At 51.0% G+C, this 18,406-nt stretch carries 13 protein-coding genes; 1 reads left to right on the forward strand and 12 read right to left on the reverse strand.

Features of this window, described 5'->3' with window-relative positions:
- Positions 1 to 4: 4 nt before the first annotated feature.
- The 7 genes from J3U88_RS02325 to J3U88_RS02355 all read right to left on the reverse strand — a co-directional run bounded on the left by J3U88_RS02325 (position 5) and on the right by J3U88_RS02355 (position 11,651).
- Positions 5 to 2,380, reverse strand: coding sequence for a hypothetical protein (locus J3U88_RS02325; RefSeq protein WP_207856516.1), 2,376 nt, complete (start codon positions 2,378 to 2,380; stop codon positions 5 to 7).
- Positions 2,381 to 3,507: 1,127 nt separating this feature from the next.
- A complete protein-coding gene (locus J3U88_RS02330) occupies positions 3,508 to 4,782 on the reverse strand; it encodes an ATP-binding protein (RefSeq protein ID WP_207856517.1) in 1,275 nt (424 codons plus the stop codon).
- Positions 4,773 to 5,246 carry a response regulator gene (locus J3U88_RS02335; RefSeq protein ID WP_207856518.1) on the reverse strand — a complete coding sequence of 158 codons (474 nt, stop codon included), beginning with the start codon at positions 5,244 to 5,246 and terminating at the stop codon, positions 4,773 to 4,775. The genes J3U88_RS02330 and J3U88_RS02335 overlap by 10 nt, the downstream gene beginning before the upstream one ends.
- A complete protein-coding gene (locus tag J3U88_RS02340) occupies positions 5,230 to 6,360 on the reverse strand; it encodes a PAS domain-containing sensor histidine kinase (RefSeq protein ID WP_207856519.1) in 1,131 nt (376 codons plus the stop codon). The genes J3U88_RS02335 and J3U88_RS02340 overlap by 17 nt, the downstream gene beginning before the upstream one ends.
- Before the next feature lie 591 nt (positions 6,361 to 6,951).
- The gene (locus J3U88_RS02345) at positions 6,952 to 8,415 is read right to left on the reverse strand and encodes a methyl-accepting chemotaxis protein (protein WP_207856520.1); all 1,464 of its coding nucleotides are present in this window, start codon (positions 8,413 to 8,415) and stop codon (positions 6,952 to 6,954) included.
- 414 nt (positions 8,416 to 8,829) lie between these two features.
- Positions 8,830 to 10,071 (reverse strand): sensor histidine kinase, encoded by a 1,242-nt coding sequence (locus tag J3U88_RS02350; RefSeq protein WP_207856521.1) that lies wholly within the window; start codon positions 10,069 to 10,071, stop codon positions 8,830 to 8,832.
- A 23-nt stretch (positions 10,072 to 10,094) separates the two neighbouring features.
- On the reverse strand, positions 10,095 to 11,651 hold the full coding sequence (locus J3U88_RS02355) for a sensor histidine kinase (RefSeq protein WP_207856522.1): 1,557 nt from the start codon (positions 11,649 to 11,651) through the stop codon (positions 10,095 to 10,097).
- Positions 11,652 to 11,688: 37 nt separating this feature from the next.
- Between J3U88_RS02355 and J3U88_RS34580 the strand changes: the two genes are divergently transcribed.
- Positions 11,689 to 11,823 carry a hypothetical protein gene (locus tag J3U88_RS34580; protein ID WP_279382461.1) on the forward strand — a complete coding sequence of 45 codons (135 nt, stop codon included), beginning with the start codon at positions 11,689 to 11,691 and terminating at the stop codon, positions 11,821 to 11,823.
- Between the two features lie 1,412 nt (positions 11,824 to 13,235).
- Here the strand turns inward: J3U88_RS34580 and J3U88_RS35210 are convergent.
- The 5 genes from J3U88_RS35210 to J3U88_RS02380 all read right to left on the reverse strand — a co-directional run bounded on the left by J3U88_RS35210 (position 13,236) and on the right by J3U88_RS02380 (position 18,266).
- Positions 13,236 to 13,385 (reverse strand): IS66 family transposase, encoded by a 150-nt coding sequence (locus J3U88_RS35210; protein WP_207856523.1) that lies wholly within the window; start codon positions 13,383 to 13,385, stop codon positions 13,236 to 13,238.
- 356 nt (positions 13,386 to 13,741) lie between these two features.
- A complete protein-coding gene (locus J3U88_RS02365) occupies positions 13,742 to 16,276 on the reverse strand; it encodes an esterase-like activity of phytase family protein (RefSeq protein WP_207856524.1) in 2,535 nt (844 codons plus the stop codon).
- A 301-nt stretch (positions 16,277 to 16,577) separates the two neighbouring features.
- The gene (locus tag J3U88_RS02370; RefSeq protein WP_207856525.1) at positions 16,578 to 16,961 is read right to left on the reverse strand and encodes a hypothetical protein; all 384 of its coding nucleotides are present in this window, start codon (positions 16,959 to 16,961) and stop codon (positions 16,578 to 16,580) included.
- A gap of 448 nt (positions 16,962 to 17,409) precedes the next feature.
- Positions 17,410 to 17,817, reverse strand: coding sequence for a hypothetical protein (locus tag J3U88_RS02375; RefSeq protein ID WP_207856526.1), 408 nt, complete (start codon positions 17,815 to 17,817; stop codon positions 17,410 to 17,412).
- Positions 17,814 to 18,266, reverse strand: a complete 453-nt coding sequence (locus J3U88_RS02380) for a hypothetical protein (RefSeq protein ID WP_207856527.1) — start codon at positions 18,264 to 18,266, stop codon at positions 17,814 to 17,816. The genes J3U88_RS02375 and J3U88_RS02380 overlap by 4 nt, the downstream gene beginning before the upstream one ends.
- Between the last annotated feature and the right edge of the window lie 140 nt (positions 18,267 to 18,406).

Below are 18,406 nucleotides of genomic sequence, written 5' to 3' on the forward strand. Positions count from 1 at the left end.
GGTTTTAAACCAATTGTTGTTGGCTCTTCAGACGGTCGATGGTGATCCGGTTGAGTGATTCTTTGTTGTAGTTAACAATTTTCGTGCTTCCAGAGATATTGGCCTTGAAGGTTTCCACCCGTTCCCGCAGCAAACTGCGAACTTTGCTACCCTCGGTTCTATCGAAGGGCTGATCGCCGTTTTTGCTCAAAAGCAGCACGTCTTGGTTGACTTGATCAATCCATGGCGCAACCTTGTCATGGAGCACCTCCAGCTGCGATTGCAAATCTTCATGGTTCAGGGGTGATACGTACTTTTGTCCCTCGTTCTTTTTCTCAAATTCCAATTTGGCGTCGTTGTCCCGCGTGAGCTTCATGGTGATTTCATCGATCTCGATCACATCCTTTGTGATCGCTGTCAGGATCGGTTCGAGTTCAGCAACCATGTCCTGCCATAACGAAATCGAGGTTTCGTGATCCTGGATCATTTTCTCCATCAGTTTGACGGAGCCGACGTTGGTGTCGTCTTTAAAGGAGCCAAGGGAGGAGAGATTGTGATCCTTCAAGTGGGTTGGTTTACTGATCCCCATGGAAAAATGTTTGTCTTCCAGGTTCATGCCCTGTTTCTCAAAACCCATACCTTGCGGCAAGTAGGTGAATTCTTTGGTGTCAGGGTTGTATTCAACGATGTCCGTGCGAATGTCCTGGCCACCTTTGTGAGGAAGGTCATCGGTCGTTACGAATTGGGAGTTACCCGACAGGCCGTCGTTTAGGCCGACCGATGTTTTGCCACTCCCTTTGTTCTCTACAATCTTTGGAACCCCGGCCGAGACGATTTGCAAGTGGTCGATCTGGTTTTTGACGGTTCCGTCGAAATGATCTTTGTAGACCCCGTCGCTGTAATCGCGGCAAATGGTCACCCCTAAATCGATACCGGTTTTGGGACTTTTGAAGATGAAATTTGAATCGTCAATGTGGTGTTTTTGAATTTGACCACCGAGATCATGGCTATCTTGTTTGGGGTTCGCGATGATACTGGAACTCTGGAGCTTTTGCGGTATCAGTTTATCTGATTCCCGGTTCTCGAAGTAGGACGGTGAGTCCGCGTGCGAGGGCAGCAGTTTTTTGGAAAAACCGACCTTGCCGCCTTTGCCGCCTTCGATCACCATGGATTTGTTTTCGGTCAATTTGTACATCGAGCTTGGGCTGCCAAGTTTTTTAGGGGTGGATTTCATTAATTTGACTCGTTTTTCGAATTTCCCACGCTCTTGATTGCTTGCGGACTTGGGGAAATAGAAGGTGCGGAAATCCTTCGCCACGGCTTTTAAGTTTTTTGTCTTGGCGCCAACGGCTTTGAATAATTCGGCGAGGCACTGCATGCGCACTTCGTTCATCCCGTATTTTGGGACGCCCGGGTCGAAGAACTTGGCGATGGTTTTTTTGGCGTTTTTGAAATCATTTTTGTCTACTTCATTCAGGAATTTCGTCAGGGTCTGACTGCTTGGATAGGTTTTGATGGTGGAAACCATGGTCAGGGCTTCGCGGTGGGTCGACATGGTGTGCACGCGCTTGAGAACTTTGTCCATGGCTTGGTCGCGATCAAATTCCAGGTCGTCGAAACCGTCCAACGGCGTGTTGGGATCAATGTCTTGTTTTTTCAGGCGCGCTTCCATCATGTCACCAATGGTGGCCAACAAGGCGCGCGCTTCATGTTGGTCGGTGGAACAGTCTTCAATGCCGTGGTCCATTGCTTGAACGTAGGTTTCTTCGAAGTCTATATCGTCTTTGGTGGTCAGTTGGGACAGGTCGCCCAACTGCTGTTGAATCTTTTGCAGATCCTGGGGAAACAGAGACGTCAAACTTTGCGGGGCTTCGGAACTCACCATGGTGCCGAGCACAAACACCGCGCCTTCAAATTCATCACCTTGCGCACGGGTTTTAATTTCCTGGATCAATATGTTCTGTTCGTCTTTGGTCAGAGTAGAATTAAAGTCGCTCCAGAAAAATTCGGGCAAGGTATAGACCGGGACCGTGCCTTTGCGGTTATCGACTAAGTTTTCCTTGTGAACCAATGCAAAGGCGTCGAACACGTTTTTGACTTTTGCCTTGAGGTTTTGGACCGAATTTTTGATGTCCGTGTCATCGGTTTTGATTTGGAGCTGGACCAACTGGATGCGTTTGGGGTTCACGACCTTGGGATTTTCCAATTGAACCTGTTGTAGGGGGACCAGTTGGCCGATGTGCTGGTTCTCCTTTTTGGGAGAAGGAAGCGGTCCCATTTTGGGAGAATCATCCATGCCCAATTTCAACGGATTGGGGGATTTACCGAGTGGTTTAAGACCCGAGTTGGGTAAGGGGGCTGATTGGGAACGGACGCGTTGTTGGGGCACTTTCGGAAACATGGGCACTCCTAAAAATAGACCGGGCGATACCCGTGAATGAATGCGCCACCCGCCTGGCTACGGGGGATGGGTTTGATCGCCGGTGTTCAATGATTGCGAAACGGGACGGTTGTTCGAGGCGTGATGCGAAGCCTGGTGAAAGGCGGGCCGGCAACGGCGCAGGGGTGGCCTGGGCCTGCCGGCTCATTCCTCGCGGGTTCTCGCGAGAAAAGTGCTTCACGCGAGCACAGCTTGCGTTAGCCGGGGTGTCGCCACGGGGACGCATGCTTGTTTGGCCGCGTCCGGCCGTTGTTTTTCCCTGTTCACCCGCACAGGCGATGGACCTTGAGTTGGTCCGCCTCGGGTTTGTTTTGGTTTGTGTCGGGCGTGAAACAGCCGCATTTTGATTGTTGCCGGCGGTTACGCTCTGGAAGGGTCGGACCTGGTGGATTCCCTTGGTGCAAATCGTTCGCTTCGCGGGTTGGGTGGATAAAAAACCACGATTTTATTTGCGAGAGAACAGACGAGCGCCAGGTTCCGGTACCCGAAGGATGCCCTTTGAGTCATCTCTGTTTTTTAGCGATTCAAGTTCGCTGGAAAAGGGTTCCTCACTGAAAAGAAGGAACCTGTTTCTTCGCGTTAGGGCCGGTTTTATGCCGCCCTGCTTGGTGATCTATCCTGCCCGAGGAATTTGGAGGAAGTATGGAGGAAATGGGAAGATTTTGGGGTCGCGTCAATTTCCTTTTTTTTGCCTCGGGGATGTGCGCACCCTCGCCGGCGGCCGACCGTTCGCGGGGCTTGCCATTCGGCGTAGCAGCTGAGGTGAAGGCGGCTCGACCCAGTAGCGCGGAAGGCCGTCCCCTTGTAATCGCATGGGTTGTCTCGTAGCAGAATGCCTTGTAAGCAATGCGGGCTAGGCTAATCTGTCCCATTCGCTGTTCAAGGGGCGCTCCCTTTGGCCTAATACCTAAGAAGCGCGATAACTCGTGGCGATTTTGGCTAAACCTCTGGGCTGCAACGGCTTTAAAAAATATTCACCGCAACCAAAGGGTGCGGTCGTGCGCGACCCCGGTCCGCTTTTTACAAATCATTTCGCTCCAGATCTTTAGTCAAAATCCCCCACTCTTGTCGGGCTTCTTAGGCAAGAGCTAATGCAACTTCTCTTGTAGAGGGGATGAGTATAACGGAACTATGATGGTGATTCCTGTGCCGACTTTTAAGCCGGTGTCTATTTCTAAAGTACCACCCAATTCTTCAATGATCTTCCGGCAAAATTGCAAACCGAGGCCTTTGCCATTCGGTTTTGTTGAGAAACCAGGAGAGAAAAGATCTTTAATTATTTTGGGAGAAATACCGTGACCGGTATCAACAATTCGTAGGTCTGCTGCCGCTTTTGTGTCAAGATAGAACGTGATTTTTTTCTCAGGAGAATCAGACATGGCTTCTAGTGAGTTTTTAAGGATGTTAAAGATTGCATGAGTGAGTAGTGTTTTTGGGCCGCGAATAATTGGGTTTCCGTTGAATACCTTCTCGAATAAGACACCATGACTTAGGGGATCTTCTTTTATTAGTTCAACAGCTTCTTGAATTAAATCCTGAAAAGAAATTGGCTCTAGGTACAAACCGTCACTTGCTTTCGACTGTTGTGTTTGGATAACGTCCCGCATTGCTCTCGTTTTACGAATCGCAAGTGCTGTTTCATCTAAGACTTGACTTCTTTCTGTTTCAAGGACATTGCTCAAGGCGTCAATAAACGTAAGGATTTTTTCGCTTTTCTCGGGAGAGCTGAGAATTTTCGTTAGCTTTTTTTCGTCTCCGCGCAACAAATCGCTAATTTTCATTAGGTCGACACCACGAGAGGCCTTAACCAATTCTTCAATAGATTCTAAGGTGGCCATTAATGTATTGAGGATGTTTGCGGTGTTGTGGAGGGTCGTTGTGGAAACCTCAAGGAGATTTCTGAATTCAAGTTGTGCCCTGTTTCGCTCCCGATTTTTCCTTTCTCTTTCTAGACAATGATGAATGGTACGATTCAGTAGGGTCGGAGATAACTCGTTTTTTGGCACGAAATCATCGGCACCCATCGAAAACGAAAGATCATCCAAGCGTTCATCATTGAGGTTTGTAATTAAAATAATTGGAAGGCTTAGGTTCTGTTTTCGTGCTTTGGCGATTAAGTCCAAACTTGTGTTCGATCTGAGCTTGTAATCCAAGAGAATGAGATCATACTCCGTTAAATCGAACAGAAGGGCGTCTTGAATATTTTCAACATGTGAAACGTCATAGATGTATCGATTGCTTCTTAAGTACTTCTTTAGAAGAAAGAAGTCGTCGATATCGTCTTCAACAACAAGGATTTTTAGTCTTCTTGTTGAATTTAAACTTGAAGTGTGCTTGTCTGTTTCACTTGGGGCTATCTGCATTTCGGTTCTTCCATCTTATAGTTGTGTTTTTCTGCAATACCTGGACTTTGGACGGTCTCAAACCAGTACGTTTGTAATACATCAAATATTCGAGTAAGTTCAGGAAGAGACTTTGGTTTGATTAGATACGAATTCGCGCCAAGAGAATAGCAGACTTCAATATCGCTTTTGTTGCTTGATGTAGTCAGCATAACAATTGGAATATTTTGAAACGAAGAACTTTTGCGAATTTTCTCAAGCGCTTCGATGCCGTCGATTTTCGGCATGTCAATATCTATAAGAATCAAATCTGGAAATGTTGATTTTTCATTCGTGAACCGATTTTTTAACTCGGTAAGTAACTCCTCGCCGTCTTTCACAACGCTGAAGTTGAGCGGTTTTTTAGACTCTTTTATTGCTCTTTTGGCTAGGAAGACATCGTCATGATCATCCTCAGCCATTAGGATGTTAGGTGTCTTTTTCATCATTACTCCTAGGAAGTGTAAAAGAAATACTTACGCCAAAGGTTTTGTTAGAACTAGCCCAGATTATTCCACCGTGTTTCGTGATGATTTTTTGACAAATACTCAGGCCGAGTCCACTTCCCGGATAGTCACTCTTTGGCAACAATCGTTGAAAGGGCTGAAATATGCCACTAAAGTCATTGCCACCAAATCCCAGTCCATTATCTGAGAAAGTCACCTCCACAAAGTTTTCTCTTTTCATAAAAGGTTTGCAGGAAATGGTTATTTTTAAGGGCCGAGATGTATCAGAGAATTTTATTGAATTGCTTATTAAATTACTAAAGACTTGGAATAATAGAACCGCATCAACGAAGATTTTTGTGTGGCAGGATGGCGCTACTTGAAAAGCTGCAGGCACATTGTTGATGCTTTGCTCAATGACCGACCCAAGAGAAACAGACTCACGTTCTAGCTCCTTTTCGGTTAGTTTTGATAATCCGAGAAGGCTGTCTACAAGGAGCTCTAACCTATGTGCTGCATCTGTAATACGTCCTAGGTAATACCTTCCCTCTTCGTCGACCAGATCTCTATATTCACTCTCGAAAAGTTCGCCAAAGGCCGTGATTTTACGCAGAGGCTCTTTGAAATCATGCGACGCCATAAACGCAAAGTTTTCGAGGCTTTGATTGCTCTTTTCAAGTTCAAGTTCCTTGCGCTTCAAGCTACTTACGTCAGTGTGCGCGCCCAACATCCTTATGGGTTTGCCTTCTTCATTCCGAATGATGATTCCGCGACATCGAACCCAGACGGTGTGACCCTTCTTATGCCTGTAGCGCACCACTTGGTCGTAGGGATGACACGGATCATCCAGGTGATTTTGGAAATTTTCTAGGGCGAGCGGCAGGTCCTCTTCAAAAATATTTTGCTTCCACCAATCAGAAGTGTGGGGAATTTCATCTTCGGCGTAACCGAAAATTTCTTTAAACCGTGGGCTCAACCATTCATTTTCCGGCGTCTCCAAATCCCAAAACCACATACCGTCTAATGAGCCTCTATCAAGCCAGTTGAGGATTGTTGTGTCCTTTTGGAAGAGATACACCAGCTCTTTGTATAGATAATTTTCTTCATTCTGCATGAGGATAGCCCTATTTTTTCTAGCCATATCGGATCTTAAAAACCAGGGCTTTATTTTTTGAGGACGTCCGAGACTATTGCAATTCAAGGCACGGCGTCTTCGCCTGAAAAAATGAGGTTATCCGTGTGAATGATCCGTTGGTTGCCGCTAACAGGGCCTCGTCGCTAGGTAATATCGGGTTGTGCCTTTGGCCGAATTTGTTGGCAGCCGCGGCTCATCACAGGGCGTGGATACCGTGGCTCACGTTAACTTTAGGAGCGCGATAACTCGCGGGGGATTTGCTAAACCACTGGGTTAAAAAGGGCTGTGGAAAAGCTCGCACCACCCAATGGGTGGACGTCGTGCGCGACCCCGGCCCTCTTTTTTTAGACCATTTTGCTCCAGGTCTTTAGCCAAACCCCCTCGCTTCAGCGCCGCTTAGGTTTAAGGGTGTTCTAGGTTGCAATCGCCAACGCCGTGCCAGGTTCCTGCTCAGTACGCCTGGTAAGGAGGGCAATGGGGGTAGGCGGGGCGCATCGTTCCAATTCAAAGCCATTTCTAACGCCATGCTGACCCCTGATGACGGCGCCCTATTGGTTCAGGCACTGAACCTCACAACTGGAAGCGCGCCATGGTTTTGTTGAGTTCCTCCGCCATTTCGGTGAGGGCCAAGCTGCTTTCTTTGATGCGGGCACCCACGTTGCGCACTTCTTCGGTGGCCTCGTTGACCTGCTTGATGTCGAAGGACATGTTTTGAGATATTTGGGCGCTTTCGCTTACGGTGGCACTGCCCTGATTAATCCCGGCGGCGATGCCGGTCACCGTGTCGGAAATCGATTGGACCGTGGCGGTTTGTTGGGTTACCGCGCTGGCGATCAGGGACACAATTTGGTCGACGTCGGTCATTATTTTTTTGATGGTGGCCATCTCGTCGGCGGTTGAAGCGGCGGTGGTTTGCATGATCCCGATTTTGCCGCTGATCTCTTCGATGGCGTTGTTGGTCTGGCGGGCCAGCTCTTTGACTTCATTGGCGACGACGCCGAAACCACGGCCCAATTCGCCCGCGCGGGCCGCTTCAATCGTGGCGTTTAAGGCCAGGAGTTTGGTTTGCTCCGCGATATCGTCGATGACGTTGGTGATCGAGGTGATTTCCCCGGCCGCGTTGGTGAGATGGTCGGTGCCGGCCGCGGCGCGATTCACCACATCCACCAACTCGCGGGTGACCCCGCGCGCCTGCTCCGCGCTTTCCGCCATGCTGTTGATCGCTTGACGCATCTCTCGAACCGAATGCGCGATTTGGCGCGCCTCCATCGCCGAACCTTCCATCTGGTTGGTGGTGCTGGTCATGCTTTCCGTCAGTTCCTCGGTTGATGCGATAACCGTATCCGTGCGCGTGCTGAGGGAACCCAAGTGTTCGGTCATGCCGTTGTTGATCTGGTCGAGGGTGCCGGCATTTTCGGAAAGGGTTTGGGCGTTGCGGCCGAGGTTCTGGAGGATGTGGCGCAGGTTGTCGGCCATGACCCGAATATCCTCGGCAAGGTCGCCGATTTCGTCGTTGGAATGGTAGTGAATGTCAACGGTCAGGTCGCCCTGGGCCACGCCGGCCACCGCGTTGGATAGTTCATGAAGCGGACCGAGCACGATTTTTCCGAATACAAAATGAACCGCAAAACTCATCGCGAAAAGGGCGACCAGGAAGGTTAGAACCAGGGTTCGTGCCATGCTGCGAATGGCTTCATCGGTAGCCTTGGGATCGATAAGAATCTGAACTTGGCCGATAGTTTGGCCGTTGGTCTGAATGGCGCCGGTGTAGGTGGTGTGTTCGCTGATGACCTGGGATTGGCAATCAGCGATTTTCTCGCCGCTTGGGGAAAAGAAGCCGACGTAGGAGACTTTCGGATCCCGGTTCTTTAATTGGGTGGCCAGATGGGAGAGCTCTTGCCGGTTATCCTTGCTGACGAGGTCGGCAGAGATAAGGGCCAGCGCCATCGCGTACTCTTGACCGAGGATCCTCTGGTTTTCTTCCAGGGTGGCCCGTTCGTTGCGCAAGACAAAAAAACCGACGATGACTTGCATGACCAGGAGTAATCCCAAGACAGGAAGCAAAAATTTGAACGTGAGCCTTTGGCCGCCAGACCGTTCTTTAGCCATATGTCCCTCAAATATAGGATTGTTGCCGGGTCTTATCGTGCCCGGTGATGGACTCAAAACACCCGAAACCCAAACGACCTGCGCTCCTGTAGGATGCTGCAGGCTCGATTTTTGACATACGCGGTGGGAAGTGCGGTTCAAGATGCTTTGATGATGTATTTGGTCTATCGGTTCGGTTGGGAATTTTCGTAAAAAAAAGAAGCAGGGTTTTCCGCGTTATTTCGGAATTAGCCCGCATTTCTCACCAGGCTTTCAGCTTCTCGCGACGAATCCTCGTGAGAAATGCGGGCTAGGCGTGATAACGGCCCGCGAGGCCCAAATCCGGCAGTTGGGTCGGACCTAAGCCGGTTCGGATGAGGGCGGCGCTTTGTGCGCCAAAATGGGGAGGGTCAGCGAAAAGGTCGTTCCCTCTTGCTCGCGACTGTGGACCAAAACCAATTGGCCGCCCAACTCTTCCACCGCGTTTTTACAAAAACTCAGACCGAAACCATGACCCTCGTGCTTATCGCTGAAACCGAACTGAAAGAGAAAGGGCTGTTTTTCAGCGGGAATGCCTTTACCGCTGTCCGAGATGGTGATTTTGGCCATGTCCTGCTCGTCTTCCAAGGTGATGGCGAGCCGTTTGATCGCGGTTGTTTCCATGGATTCCACCGCGTTTTTAATGAGGTTGATCAAAATTTGGGTGAGGCGTGAGCGCGAGCCTTCGACCATGGGTGTACCGGCCTTGTCCAACTGGAGTTGAACCGCGTGTTTCTTTAACATCTCCCCACACATGGAAATCGCGTTATCGAGGATTTGGTCCAAGTGGATCGGTTCATGAAACGCGTGGGCTTTGGCATGATCCTGTTGGTGTCGAATGGTTTGTGTCATCAGTTTGATGATGTGGCGGCCCCGTTCGATTTCCTCCGCCGCCAGGCGCTGTTCATCGCGGAGCACTTCAGACAGGGTGGACAACAATTTCGGTAATTTACGTCCTTTTTCGTGGTTCACCAAAAAATCGGCGAGGTTGTCCTGGTGTTTGGCAAGCAGGCGATTGATTTTTGGGAGGGTATCAATTTTGGAGGTTTCATTGAGCTGCTTTAGCTTGCTGTTGGCCGTGAGCAGGCTGTTGAGAAAGTTACCCATGTTGTGGAGCACCGAGGTGGAAATCTCCGCCATGTGGCGGTAATCCTGTTCACTTTGGCGCAGGGCTTGGGTGATTTTCCGCCGTTCAATGCTTTGAGAAATCGCGCGCTCCAAGAGATAGCCGTTGAGGGCAAACTTCGGCAGCAAATCATCCGCACCCAATTTGATGACCGCGCGGTCCAGGGAAACTTGACGATGACGGCCCAACATGATCACGGGTAAGCCGGCGTCCTGACGCCGCAGATGCTCTAAGATGGTAAATCCTTGGGCACGGTCCAGCGTGTAGTCAAGCAGGCAGGCGTCAAACGATTCCCGTTCAAGATGCTCCCGCGCCGAGGGCCAATCGACCGCCCAGTTTAGCGAAAAGGGGTGCGATAGCCGCAAAAGGCATTTTTTGATGAGAAAAAACTCATCGTGATCAGGGTCGATGAGTAGGATACGAAGGCGCTGAACCATGGTACTCCCCAGAATGTTATGGGTTACGGGGTTTTGAGGACCGAGGTTTCGGGGAAGAGCAGGCGAAAGACTGCGCCGCCGCCGTGGTTTTCCGCCGAAATCCATCCGCCGTGGCGCTCCATGATTTTTCGGCAAAGGGTTAGGCCAATGCCGGCGCCGTGTTCCCGACCCCCCTGGTGGAGGCGTTCAAAGGGTTTGAAAATTCGCTCGCATTCGGCCGGTTCCAGGCCGATACCTTGGTCCAGCCAACGGATTTCCCAAAAAGATCGACCTTGGTGCGCCACCAGTCCAATGTTTTGAACATGGATGGTGGCGACTGTGCCCTTTTTGCGGAATTGATGGCTGTTGTGGAGCAAGTGAAAAAAAACCTGGTGGAGTAAGTGGCGATCCGCGGTGAAGGTTGGCAACGCATCGCAGCTGAGGTGAATCGTTGCTTCACTTTCGCTTTTGAGTTTTTTGATCAAGGTGCCGAGTGAAACGGGCGCGGGTTCCAGATCGCCGTGTGAGACTTGGGAGATCTCGAGCAGATTGCCGATCAACTGTTCCATGCGACTGCCTGCATCGGCGATGCGTTCCAGGTATAAACGACCGTCTTCACTGACGGCGTCGCTGCATTCCTCAATCAGCAGTTCGGTAAAGCCGTGGATCTTGCGCAGGGGTTCTTGCAGGTCACTGGAGGCGATGGTCGCGAATTCTTCCAGATCGCGGTTGGAGCGTTTCAGTTCGTGGGATCGTTGTTGCAGCACCCATTCGCGTTCGCGGGTTTCGGTGAGGTCCCAATTGGCGCCGAGCACGCGGAAGGGATGGCCGTCCCGATAAAAGATGTTGGCATTGACGCCGATGGTACGGATACTCATGTCTTTGGTGACCACGCGGAATTCGGTTACAAATTTTTTCTCGCCTTTGGCAACGACCTTTTCAAAAAGGGTTTCGGTTCTTTTTCTGTCGGAAGGAAGGACGAGGTCTAACCAAGCCGCGTAGTTATGGTTGAACTGTTCGGGGGCGACCTGGTAGAGATCGTACATTTCCGGGGACCAAATCAGGACGTCGTTGAGGCTGTCGTAATCCCAGATCCCGATGCCGGACGCTTTTAATGCCAAGGTGTGGCGCTGATTGATTTCGTAAAGCTCGTCGGTGAGGGTTTCCAGTTGATGTTCGGCCTGGATCAGGGGGGTGAGGTTGGCGACGGTACACAGCATGCCCACCAGTTGGTCTTTTTCATCGCGCACCGTACGCGCCCGAGCGCGCAGCCACAGGACGTGCCCTTCTTGGTTGCGAAAGCGGAGGATGTCGTCGCTTGGTGCCGTGTCGTCTTCCAGTAGGTTTGCCAAGTTTTCATGATGGGTATCCCGGTCTTCCTCATGCATGGCTTCTTCCCAGAGCCGGAAGGGGTGTTGCTCAGGTGGGGTGGCGTAACCCAGAAGCTTAAAATACCCATCACTGAACCACAGGTTGTCCGGGCGGGTGAGATCGCGGTACCACAATCCCTCACCTTTGGCCGCCTCAAACCAGTCAAACAACGCTTCGTCGTTGGCCAAGCGTTGCATCACTTCCCGCTTGAGGTGAGGGGGTGGGTTCATGGGTGACTCCTGAGAAAACGTGTCGGGGCGGCGAGGCATGCCGCTGCTGATCAATGCCGGTGGGATCGGGCTTGGGTTGAGGCTGAAAACGATGGATGTTGGGGGGGCGTTCAAAACCTTACTTTACCTTCATCGTTTTAAAAGTGGTAGCGCATTCGGCCTGCTTTCTTGAGAAAGGTGCTGCTTTCTATGGGGTTTGTTCCGCGCCGGCAAGGTTGACGCCGTGGGTTTCCCGCCCCGGACGGGAGAAATATTGTGAGCCTCCCAACAAGCAGACAAAAAAGTGCCCCGGCTTCGGCTAAGCTAGGGCCACGAGACAACGCTAAATCAGGATTAAGGATTCGTGCTTATTGGCAAATGCATCGAGAAAGGGAAACTGAGAGCCGCGGCCGTTGCGGATTCGCAATATCGGCTTTGACAGGTAATTCTTTGGGTCGACGCCGCACCATGCGCACAATACCCAGATCGAATACAAGATCGCGGTCACTCCTGTGCCCTTCATCGAACGTTTGAACCTGAATTCTGGAAAAAAGCCGAATTTCATTAGGAAAACCCCTACAAGCTCACCACATGAATCGTGCTTTGATTCATCCTCAGCTTGCCGACAAAGATTGGAACCTTTAGCCCGTAACAGAAAACGAGCACCCAATGAAGTGGTATAGTGATAACTATCAAATATCAACCAATGGAGTTTCAATAGATAACTTCGTCCCAGATGATTTAAAAGGACTCATTCAATGTCAAAAATTTTTGTATCGACAAACACGCCCGTCAACAACAATAAATTCGCTTATTCAATAAAAAAACTTACCAACTCTAGCCTAAGCTCAGTATTAACAGCTCTACGGGCAGGAAAAGCAAACTTCTTTTATAGTTGTGAGCTTTTTTCAAATGATCATATACAAGTAAGCAACGATCTTCGAAGGATCGTTCAAAAAGCAAACGAGCATGACATTGAGTTGTTCATAGTGGAAATCTTGTACAACCAACAATTGAGTGACTTCACCGACTTCAAAAATGTCCACATATCCACCCAAATTCTGCTAACAATACTTGATGAAGCAGAAGGTCAATTCATGTAAAAAAGACCTCCGTAATCTTGCTTATCCAAACTGGGAAACTATCAATGTTTCTTCCTTTTCGTTAAAATTGATCACCATAACCGAAGATATAGATTTCAACCACGACTAATTTCTATTTATGGCTCACGCTTTTGGATCAATATAATCCAATGAACATAAAACTTGCTTATGGGAGCAACTCGATGACTGCCGACTCGGGGAAGTCACGCTGCCGCTTGCGCCAAGCATCGATTTTATCGATTACGGGGTCGCACAGGGCACGGCGATGCGCCTGTGTCTGAGCCGAACAGGCCTTAAACCTAAGAAGCGCGATAAGAGTGAGGGATTTTGGCTAAAAAATTTGGAGCGAAATGGTTTGGGAAAAGCGGACCGGGGTCGCGCACGACGCGCACCCACTGGGTGCGGTGAGCATTTTCACAGACCGTTGCAGCCCAGAGGTTCAGCTTAAATCACCGCGAGTTATCGCGCTTCTTAGGTTAAAATCGCGATCTTTTTAGTAAAGTTAGGCGACGAGGTTTAAGTAGATTTTTATGTCTGATTCCAAATGCTGAATATCTATAAAATACCGCCGCGTATGTGACCAGGACTGGCTGCGCAATAGTCCGTTTTCCGCGACTTGGATATTGTAGCCCGTATAATCATCGGCAACCAAGGTACCGGGCCGCGTCGCCTATGACCTGGAGGGGAATTCTGGCGATTAATGAACTTAGCCGGCACATAATCCACCACATGCGTGATGTCTGCTTGTGCTTGCTCGGATTCGACCTGGAGACGAATGAAACCTGGTAACTTCTGGTTTGGCTCGATTCTTAGCTTTCCCAAGGCAACCTCCAGAACCTTTTTCAGGAAGTGTAGCTGTCTCGACTGTTTGTGTCTGAACCTTTGTTGGTGGATTTACGAAATATTTGACGGCGCCTTGGTTTGGAGAAAATCCAGCTTCCAGATAGAGAAAGGCCGCAAACATGGAGGTGTCCTTGTTTGCGGCCCAAAAAGCTTTATGGATGGCGTTTAGTAGGTATCTTGAGCGAGTGGGTCCACGTTCGATTTGGCCGTGTTGGGTGAAATCGCCAAGGGTTGCGGCAAACGCACAATCACGAACTCGTTATCGTCGGGGGCGCCGCTGCCGATGTGGCGACCCACGGAGAAAGGATAGTTGTTGTCGTTGATAATGCCGAGGGTGAAGGGGCTGTAGAACACCACGCTTTCGATGGTGACAAACGGGAAGGCGAAGGTTTCGCCGACACCGACGTCGCCGGCGTCACGTGCTTCACCGGCGTTGCCCGCGCTGATCGCCGCGGCGTCGCGGATGTTCAAGAGGTCGAGGACCTCGGTTTTGATCAGGGCGTTGCCTTCACTGGGGAACTGCACCTGGTAGATTTTTTTGAACCCGTTGAGATCACCTTGGCTGCCGTCGCGCTCAATGACCAACCCGTAGCGCGGGTCGTACATGATGAATTCACCGATGGCCGAAGCCTCGGGTTCCAATTCATAGGTGTACTGTTCGCCCGTGAAGGTTTTGGTGGCCAGGTCAAAGCGGTGGATCAGCAACTGCTTGCCCGATGCGTCGGTCAAGGGTTTTTCCAACATAGGGAACAAGGCCGTGCCCTCGGGGTTCATGGCCATGCCTTCAAAGCCGCCGCTACCGCGCACCCGTGCCGGCGCGTTGGCCTCGTTGACACGGTAGGGCCAGAGCATGCCCGCCAGCCAAGGCGTGTTGGCGCCCGCTTGATCCTGTAGGTTGGTGCCGTCGTCGGAACCGGCCGCGCCGTTCGCGTAGATGGGGAAATCCCCGAACAGGTAGACGGTACGGATCGTGGGGTGCGCCGCTTGGACCTGCAGCAGGGTGTGGAAGTCAAAGGATTGGATGTCGGCGCGTTCCGTCATGTGGTTGGCTTTGATGACCTCGGCGACGGCATCGGCAAAGGGGATCGCGGGATGGGTGCGCTCGATATAGACATTGCCCTTGGGATCGCGATCCGTCCGTGGGTTGGTTTTGGTTTCGATGTTGAAGCGAACCCGACGCGCGTTGCGTCGGCGTTGTTCCGCTTGGGGGTGGGCGGTCCCTGGGCCATAGCTGTAGTAGCAGATGTAGTATTCGACGAAATCAAAAACCTGTTGCAGGGTGGGCACCTTGTAAATGCCTTCCTCACCGCCGAAGAAACCCACGCCGGCGGGTGACAAGGCGGGGTCGTTCAACTGCTCGGGGCCGCGGAACAATTTGTCGGCCACATATTGGTTTTGCAAGTCGGTGGCGGTGATGTCTTTGAGCAAGATTTCGTCGGCGGCTTCGTAGCTTGCGCCGTCAACGCGACGTACCTTGGCAGCGGACAGGTAGGGATCGTGGCCGAGGACGGGGATGCCGTCGGCGGTCACGCCGCAATCAAGTTCCAGGGTGGTCATCATGTTGTCGAGGGCTACTTCCACCGCGGGGATGGTGTTTTCGGGGCGTAGGTTGCGCCCGCCGCGGTGGCCTTGGGCGTCGAAGCGGTTGAGATCGATTAACCCATGGGCGTCGAGAAAATCGCCGGGTGTGCCGTCGCCGTCGGCGTCGAATTCCTGAACCGCTTCCCACAGGAGGTCGGGGCGGTCGGAGATAATGCCGTCCACGCCAAGCGCCATCAAGTCGAGCATGCGTGCTTTGTCGTTAACCGTCCAGCAAACGACCGGATAGCCGGCGCGCTGCAGTGATTGGACATTAAAAATTTCGGAGTCGGCGGCCGTAAGCCCGGAGCCGGCGGGTGGGTTGGCGCGGTTGCCGATGTGGGTGGTTTCGTCGTCGTCGGCGAACATCACGTGCCAGGGCGAGAAAACCGGGGTTTTGGTGTTGCCGTGCATGCGGGCGTGGTGGCGGACCGCGTTCATCATCCGCACCGCGGAGGCTTCCTCGCGATGGGGATTTTGCGGCGCTTGCAGGTACTGCCCGGGATTTTCGAAATCGGGCAAGGGAATCGGGGCTTCCAGCAGGCGGCCGGATGCGTCGGTGTGGAGCAGGAAGGGACCGAACTCATCGCCGAACCAGTAGGTACCGTCGGCGGCTTTAACAAAAGACTCAATGTCGAAGTCGGCACCGGTCAGCAGGCGTTCATCGGTGAAGTGGTGGGTGATGGTAAAAGGGATGTGACGGTCGGGATCGGAAAGGTTAAAGAACCCGAGCACGTCCATGTCGCCGTCGCCACCGCGTTCGGTTTTGAAGTTGGGGCGGATGTGGTAGACGCGCAAGATGTAGTCGGCGGAGTTTTCCATACCGCCGAAGCCGTTGTCGGACATGGCCTGATAGGTGCCGTCGGCGTTGCGCAGCACGGAAGAAAAACCTTGGACGGGTTGGCCGGTGCGGAAAGGGGCGGTTTTGCCGTTAAATTCGGTACCGCCGAGATGGAAACCGGAATAAGGGCCGGCGGCAAAGGAGTCGGCAGGAAGGACGGCCCGGCCGCGCAGGATGGGTTCTTGGGCAAGGGCGGGCAGGGTCGCGGTGGCGACCAAACCCACGGTGGCCAAACCTTTGAGCAGGCGACGGGCGGATTGGGCCAAACAGGAAACAATCATCAAATCCTCCAGGATTGAAAAACCAAAGGGGCTGCCGCGCGCCGACGCGAGCCTGCCGAGCGAAGGACATGGCTGGGCGCGGCTGCAACGAGGGCGCAACGGGAGCAAAAATAAGTGACCGAGGCCGAAGGGAAAAATGAGCCAGTCGTGTTGCTCCGAAAAGGTGCTCGGCTCGGCCGCCCTATTGCGCCCGTCTCTTGTTAGGATATGATGAGCTAACCTGCATTCTCGCAGAGTGTTAACCGTATGATGATGGAAATCAAATAGAGTGAGTCGTCGTAAATATACGTTGTGGGAAAAATTAAGACTCAAGACCTTGAAGGAATGATTCCAAGACCTCACTTTCCTTGTGTTTTGCTTTCTTGATTGCCGCCACCAAATCGCCGATTGCGCTGGTATCGTGAGATGTTGCGGTCCGACCGCTTGAATCCGTGATGGTCAAGCGGTACGAAGGTCTTCTATTTGAGTAGCCGAAAACACCTGGTGGGGCCACGGTGATTTCAACTCGATTATGACGGGAGGTAGCGCGGAATACTTCCAAGATAAAAGGAACGAAGGATGGGTGGTTTCTGGTAGTAGATTCTCCCTTTTCTGGAAACAGTTGTTTCCAGATGAGGGTGCCGGCACGCGTGATATCGATGAGTTTTAGAATGGTGTCGGACCATTTGTCGGTAATAGCACTCATGGTTTGCTCCTGTTAAAGGCACTCCTGCTTGTGGACAACATGTCGTAATCTCTATTTGTAATCGGGAAAAAAGATGATGGTGTTGTGCATTTAACCTAAGAGGCGCGATAAGAGCGAGGATTTTTGGCTAAAGATCTGGAGCGAAATGGCTTGGAAAAAGCGGAGGTGCACCCACCGGGTGCAGTGAGCATTTTTACAGGCCGTTTCAGCCCAGAGGTTTAGCTAAAATTACCGCGAGTTATCGCGCTTCTTACCTAAAGTGTGCGATTCGGGTGGATGCAAGCGCGCAGAATGTTGGTGCGAAACGTGTTGGGAAAAGTGCACCGGGGTTGCGCACGACGCGTACTTGGAAAGCACGTCGCGCATTTTCACGACATGTTGTAGCTCAACAGGCTGTGGGAGGAGCCCGCCAAGGATCGCTCAATTTAGGTTAAAGGAGGAGAGGGCGTTAGTTGGCCGTTGCGCTGAGCTTTTCTAGTAGCGAATCGAGAAGGTCACCTTCGTCTTTTGAAGTTTCCTTGATGACAGTGATAAGGTCTTCTAAGGCCGCTAACCCTTTCTCTGGTGTCGTTATAGTCTGCGTTTGGGCGTTAATAATTTTCAATGAACCTATTGGCCCTTTTAAGCTCTCCCACTTAATTTCGAGGTAGAATTCTGTGTCGTCCAGAAATGCATGAAAGTACTCGCTTGGAGCGTAATTGTCGACACGTGCTAAGCCAATTATGCTTCCGAGGCGCTTACTGGTTGCGTTCTCCCTATCAGATGGGATGTACTTTGTCCATGATAGCTTTCTTTCTGCTGTTAGCTCTATAAGTCTTAATATTATGGTGGTCCACTTCTTCTCGTTGGCGTTCATTGTTCGCTCCACTTTAACTTGAGGTTTTGGTAATCATTAATGATGCCAATACTCTGAACCATTAGGATGTAAATTCGGGTTTTGCCGTCGGTTGGGAAGTGTTTTACTTTTAAGAGTGTTGAAATAGACTGATTATTGTTTGCCAGTCTGCCTTTGGTCTTACGATCTAAATCCTGAAGTATGATCGTTTCAAGAGAGGTGTGGAAAAGCGATGCTTGTTCAATGAGGCGCGTTGTGTTTTCAGCATTAATTTGACTGAAATCGTTTTGGATTTTTTTTAGGTTCGCCAGTAAGCGTGGTAGTTCTGCCTTGATTTTGAAGCTTTTTCTGAGCTTTGTAACGCCGTAAAGAACCCAAATGGATAGAAGCAGACCAATGATAGAGGAGATGCCGGAGGCTAGATTAAAAGCCTGCCATAAATCCTCTATGTCAATTTGAAGGGTTTCCATGGATGCTCTTGCGTTCCCAAGAATCAGGGCTAATCAATTCTAGTTCCCTTGTAGGGAGATGTGCAAACAAGAAAGTCTTTTTTGTGTTGGAGAGATGTTTTGGTCTGGGTTAAGTGTTGAAAAAAATAGGTTTGGCCCGC

The organism is Acanthopleuribacter pedis (assembly GCF_017377855.1).
Classification (GTDB): Bacteria; Acidobacteriota; Holophagae; order Acanthopleuribacterales; family Acanthopleuribacteraceae; genus Acanthopleuribacter; species Acanthopleuribacter pedis.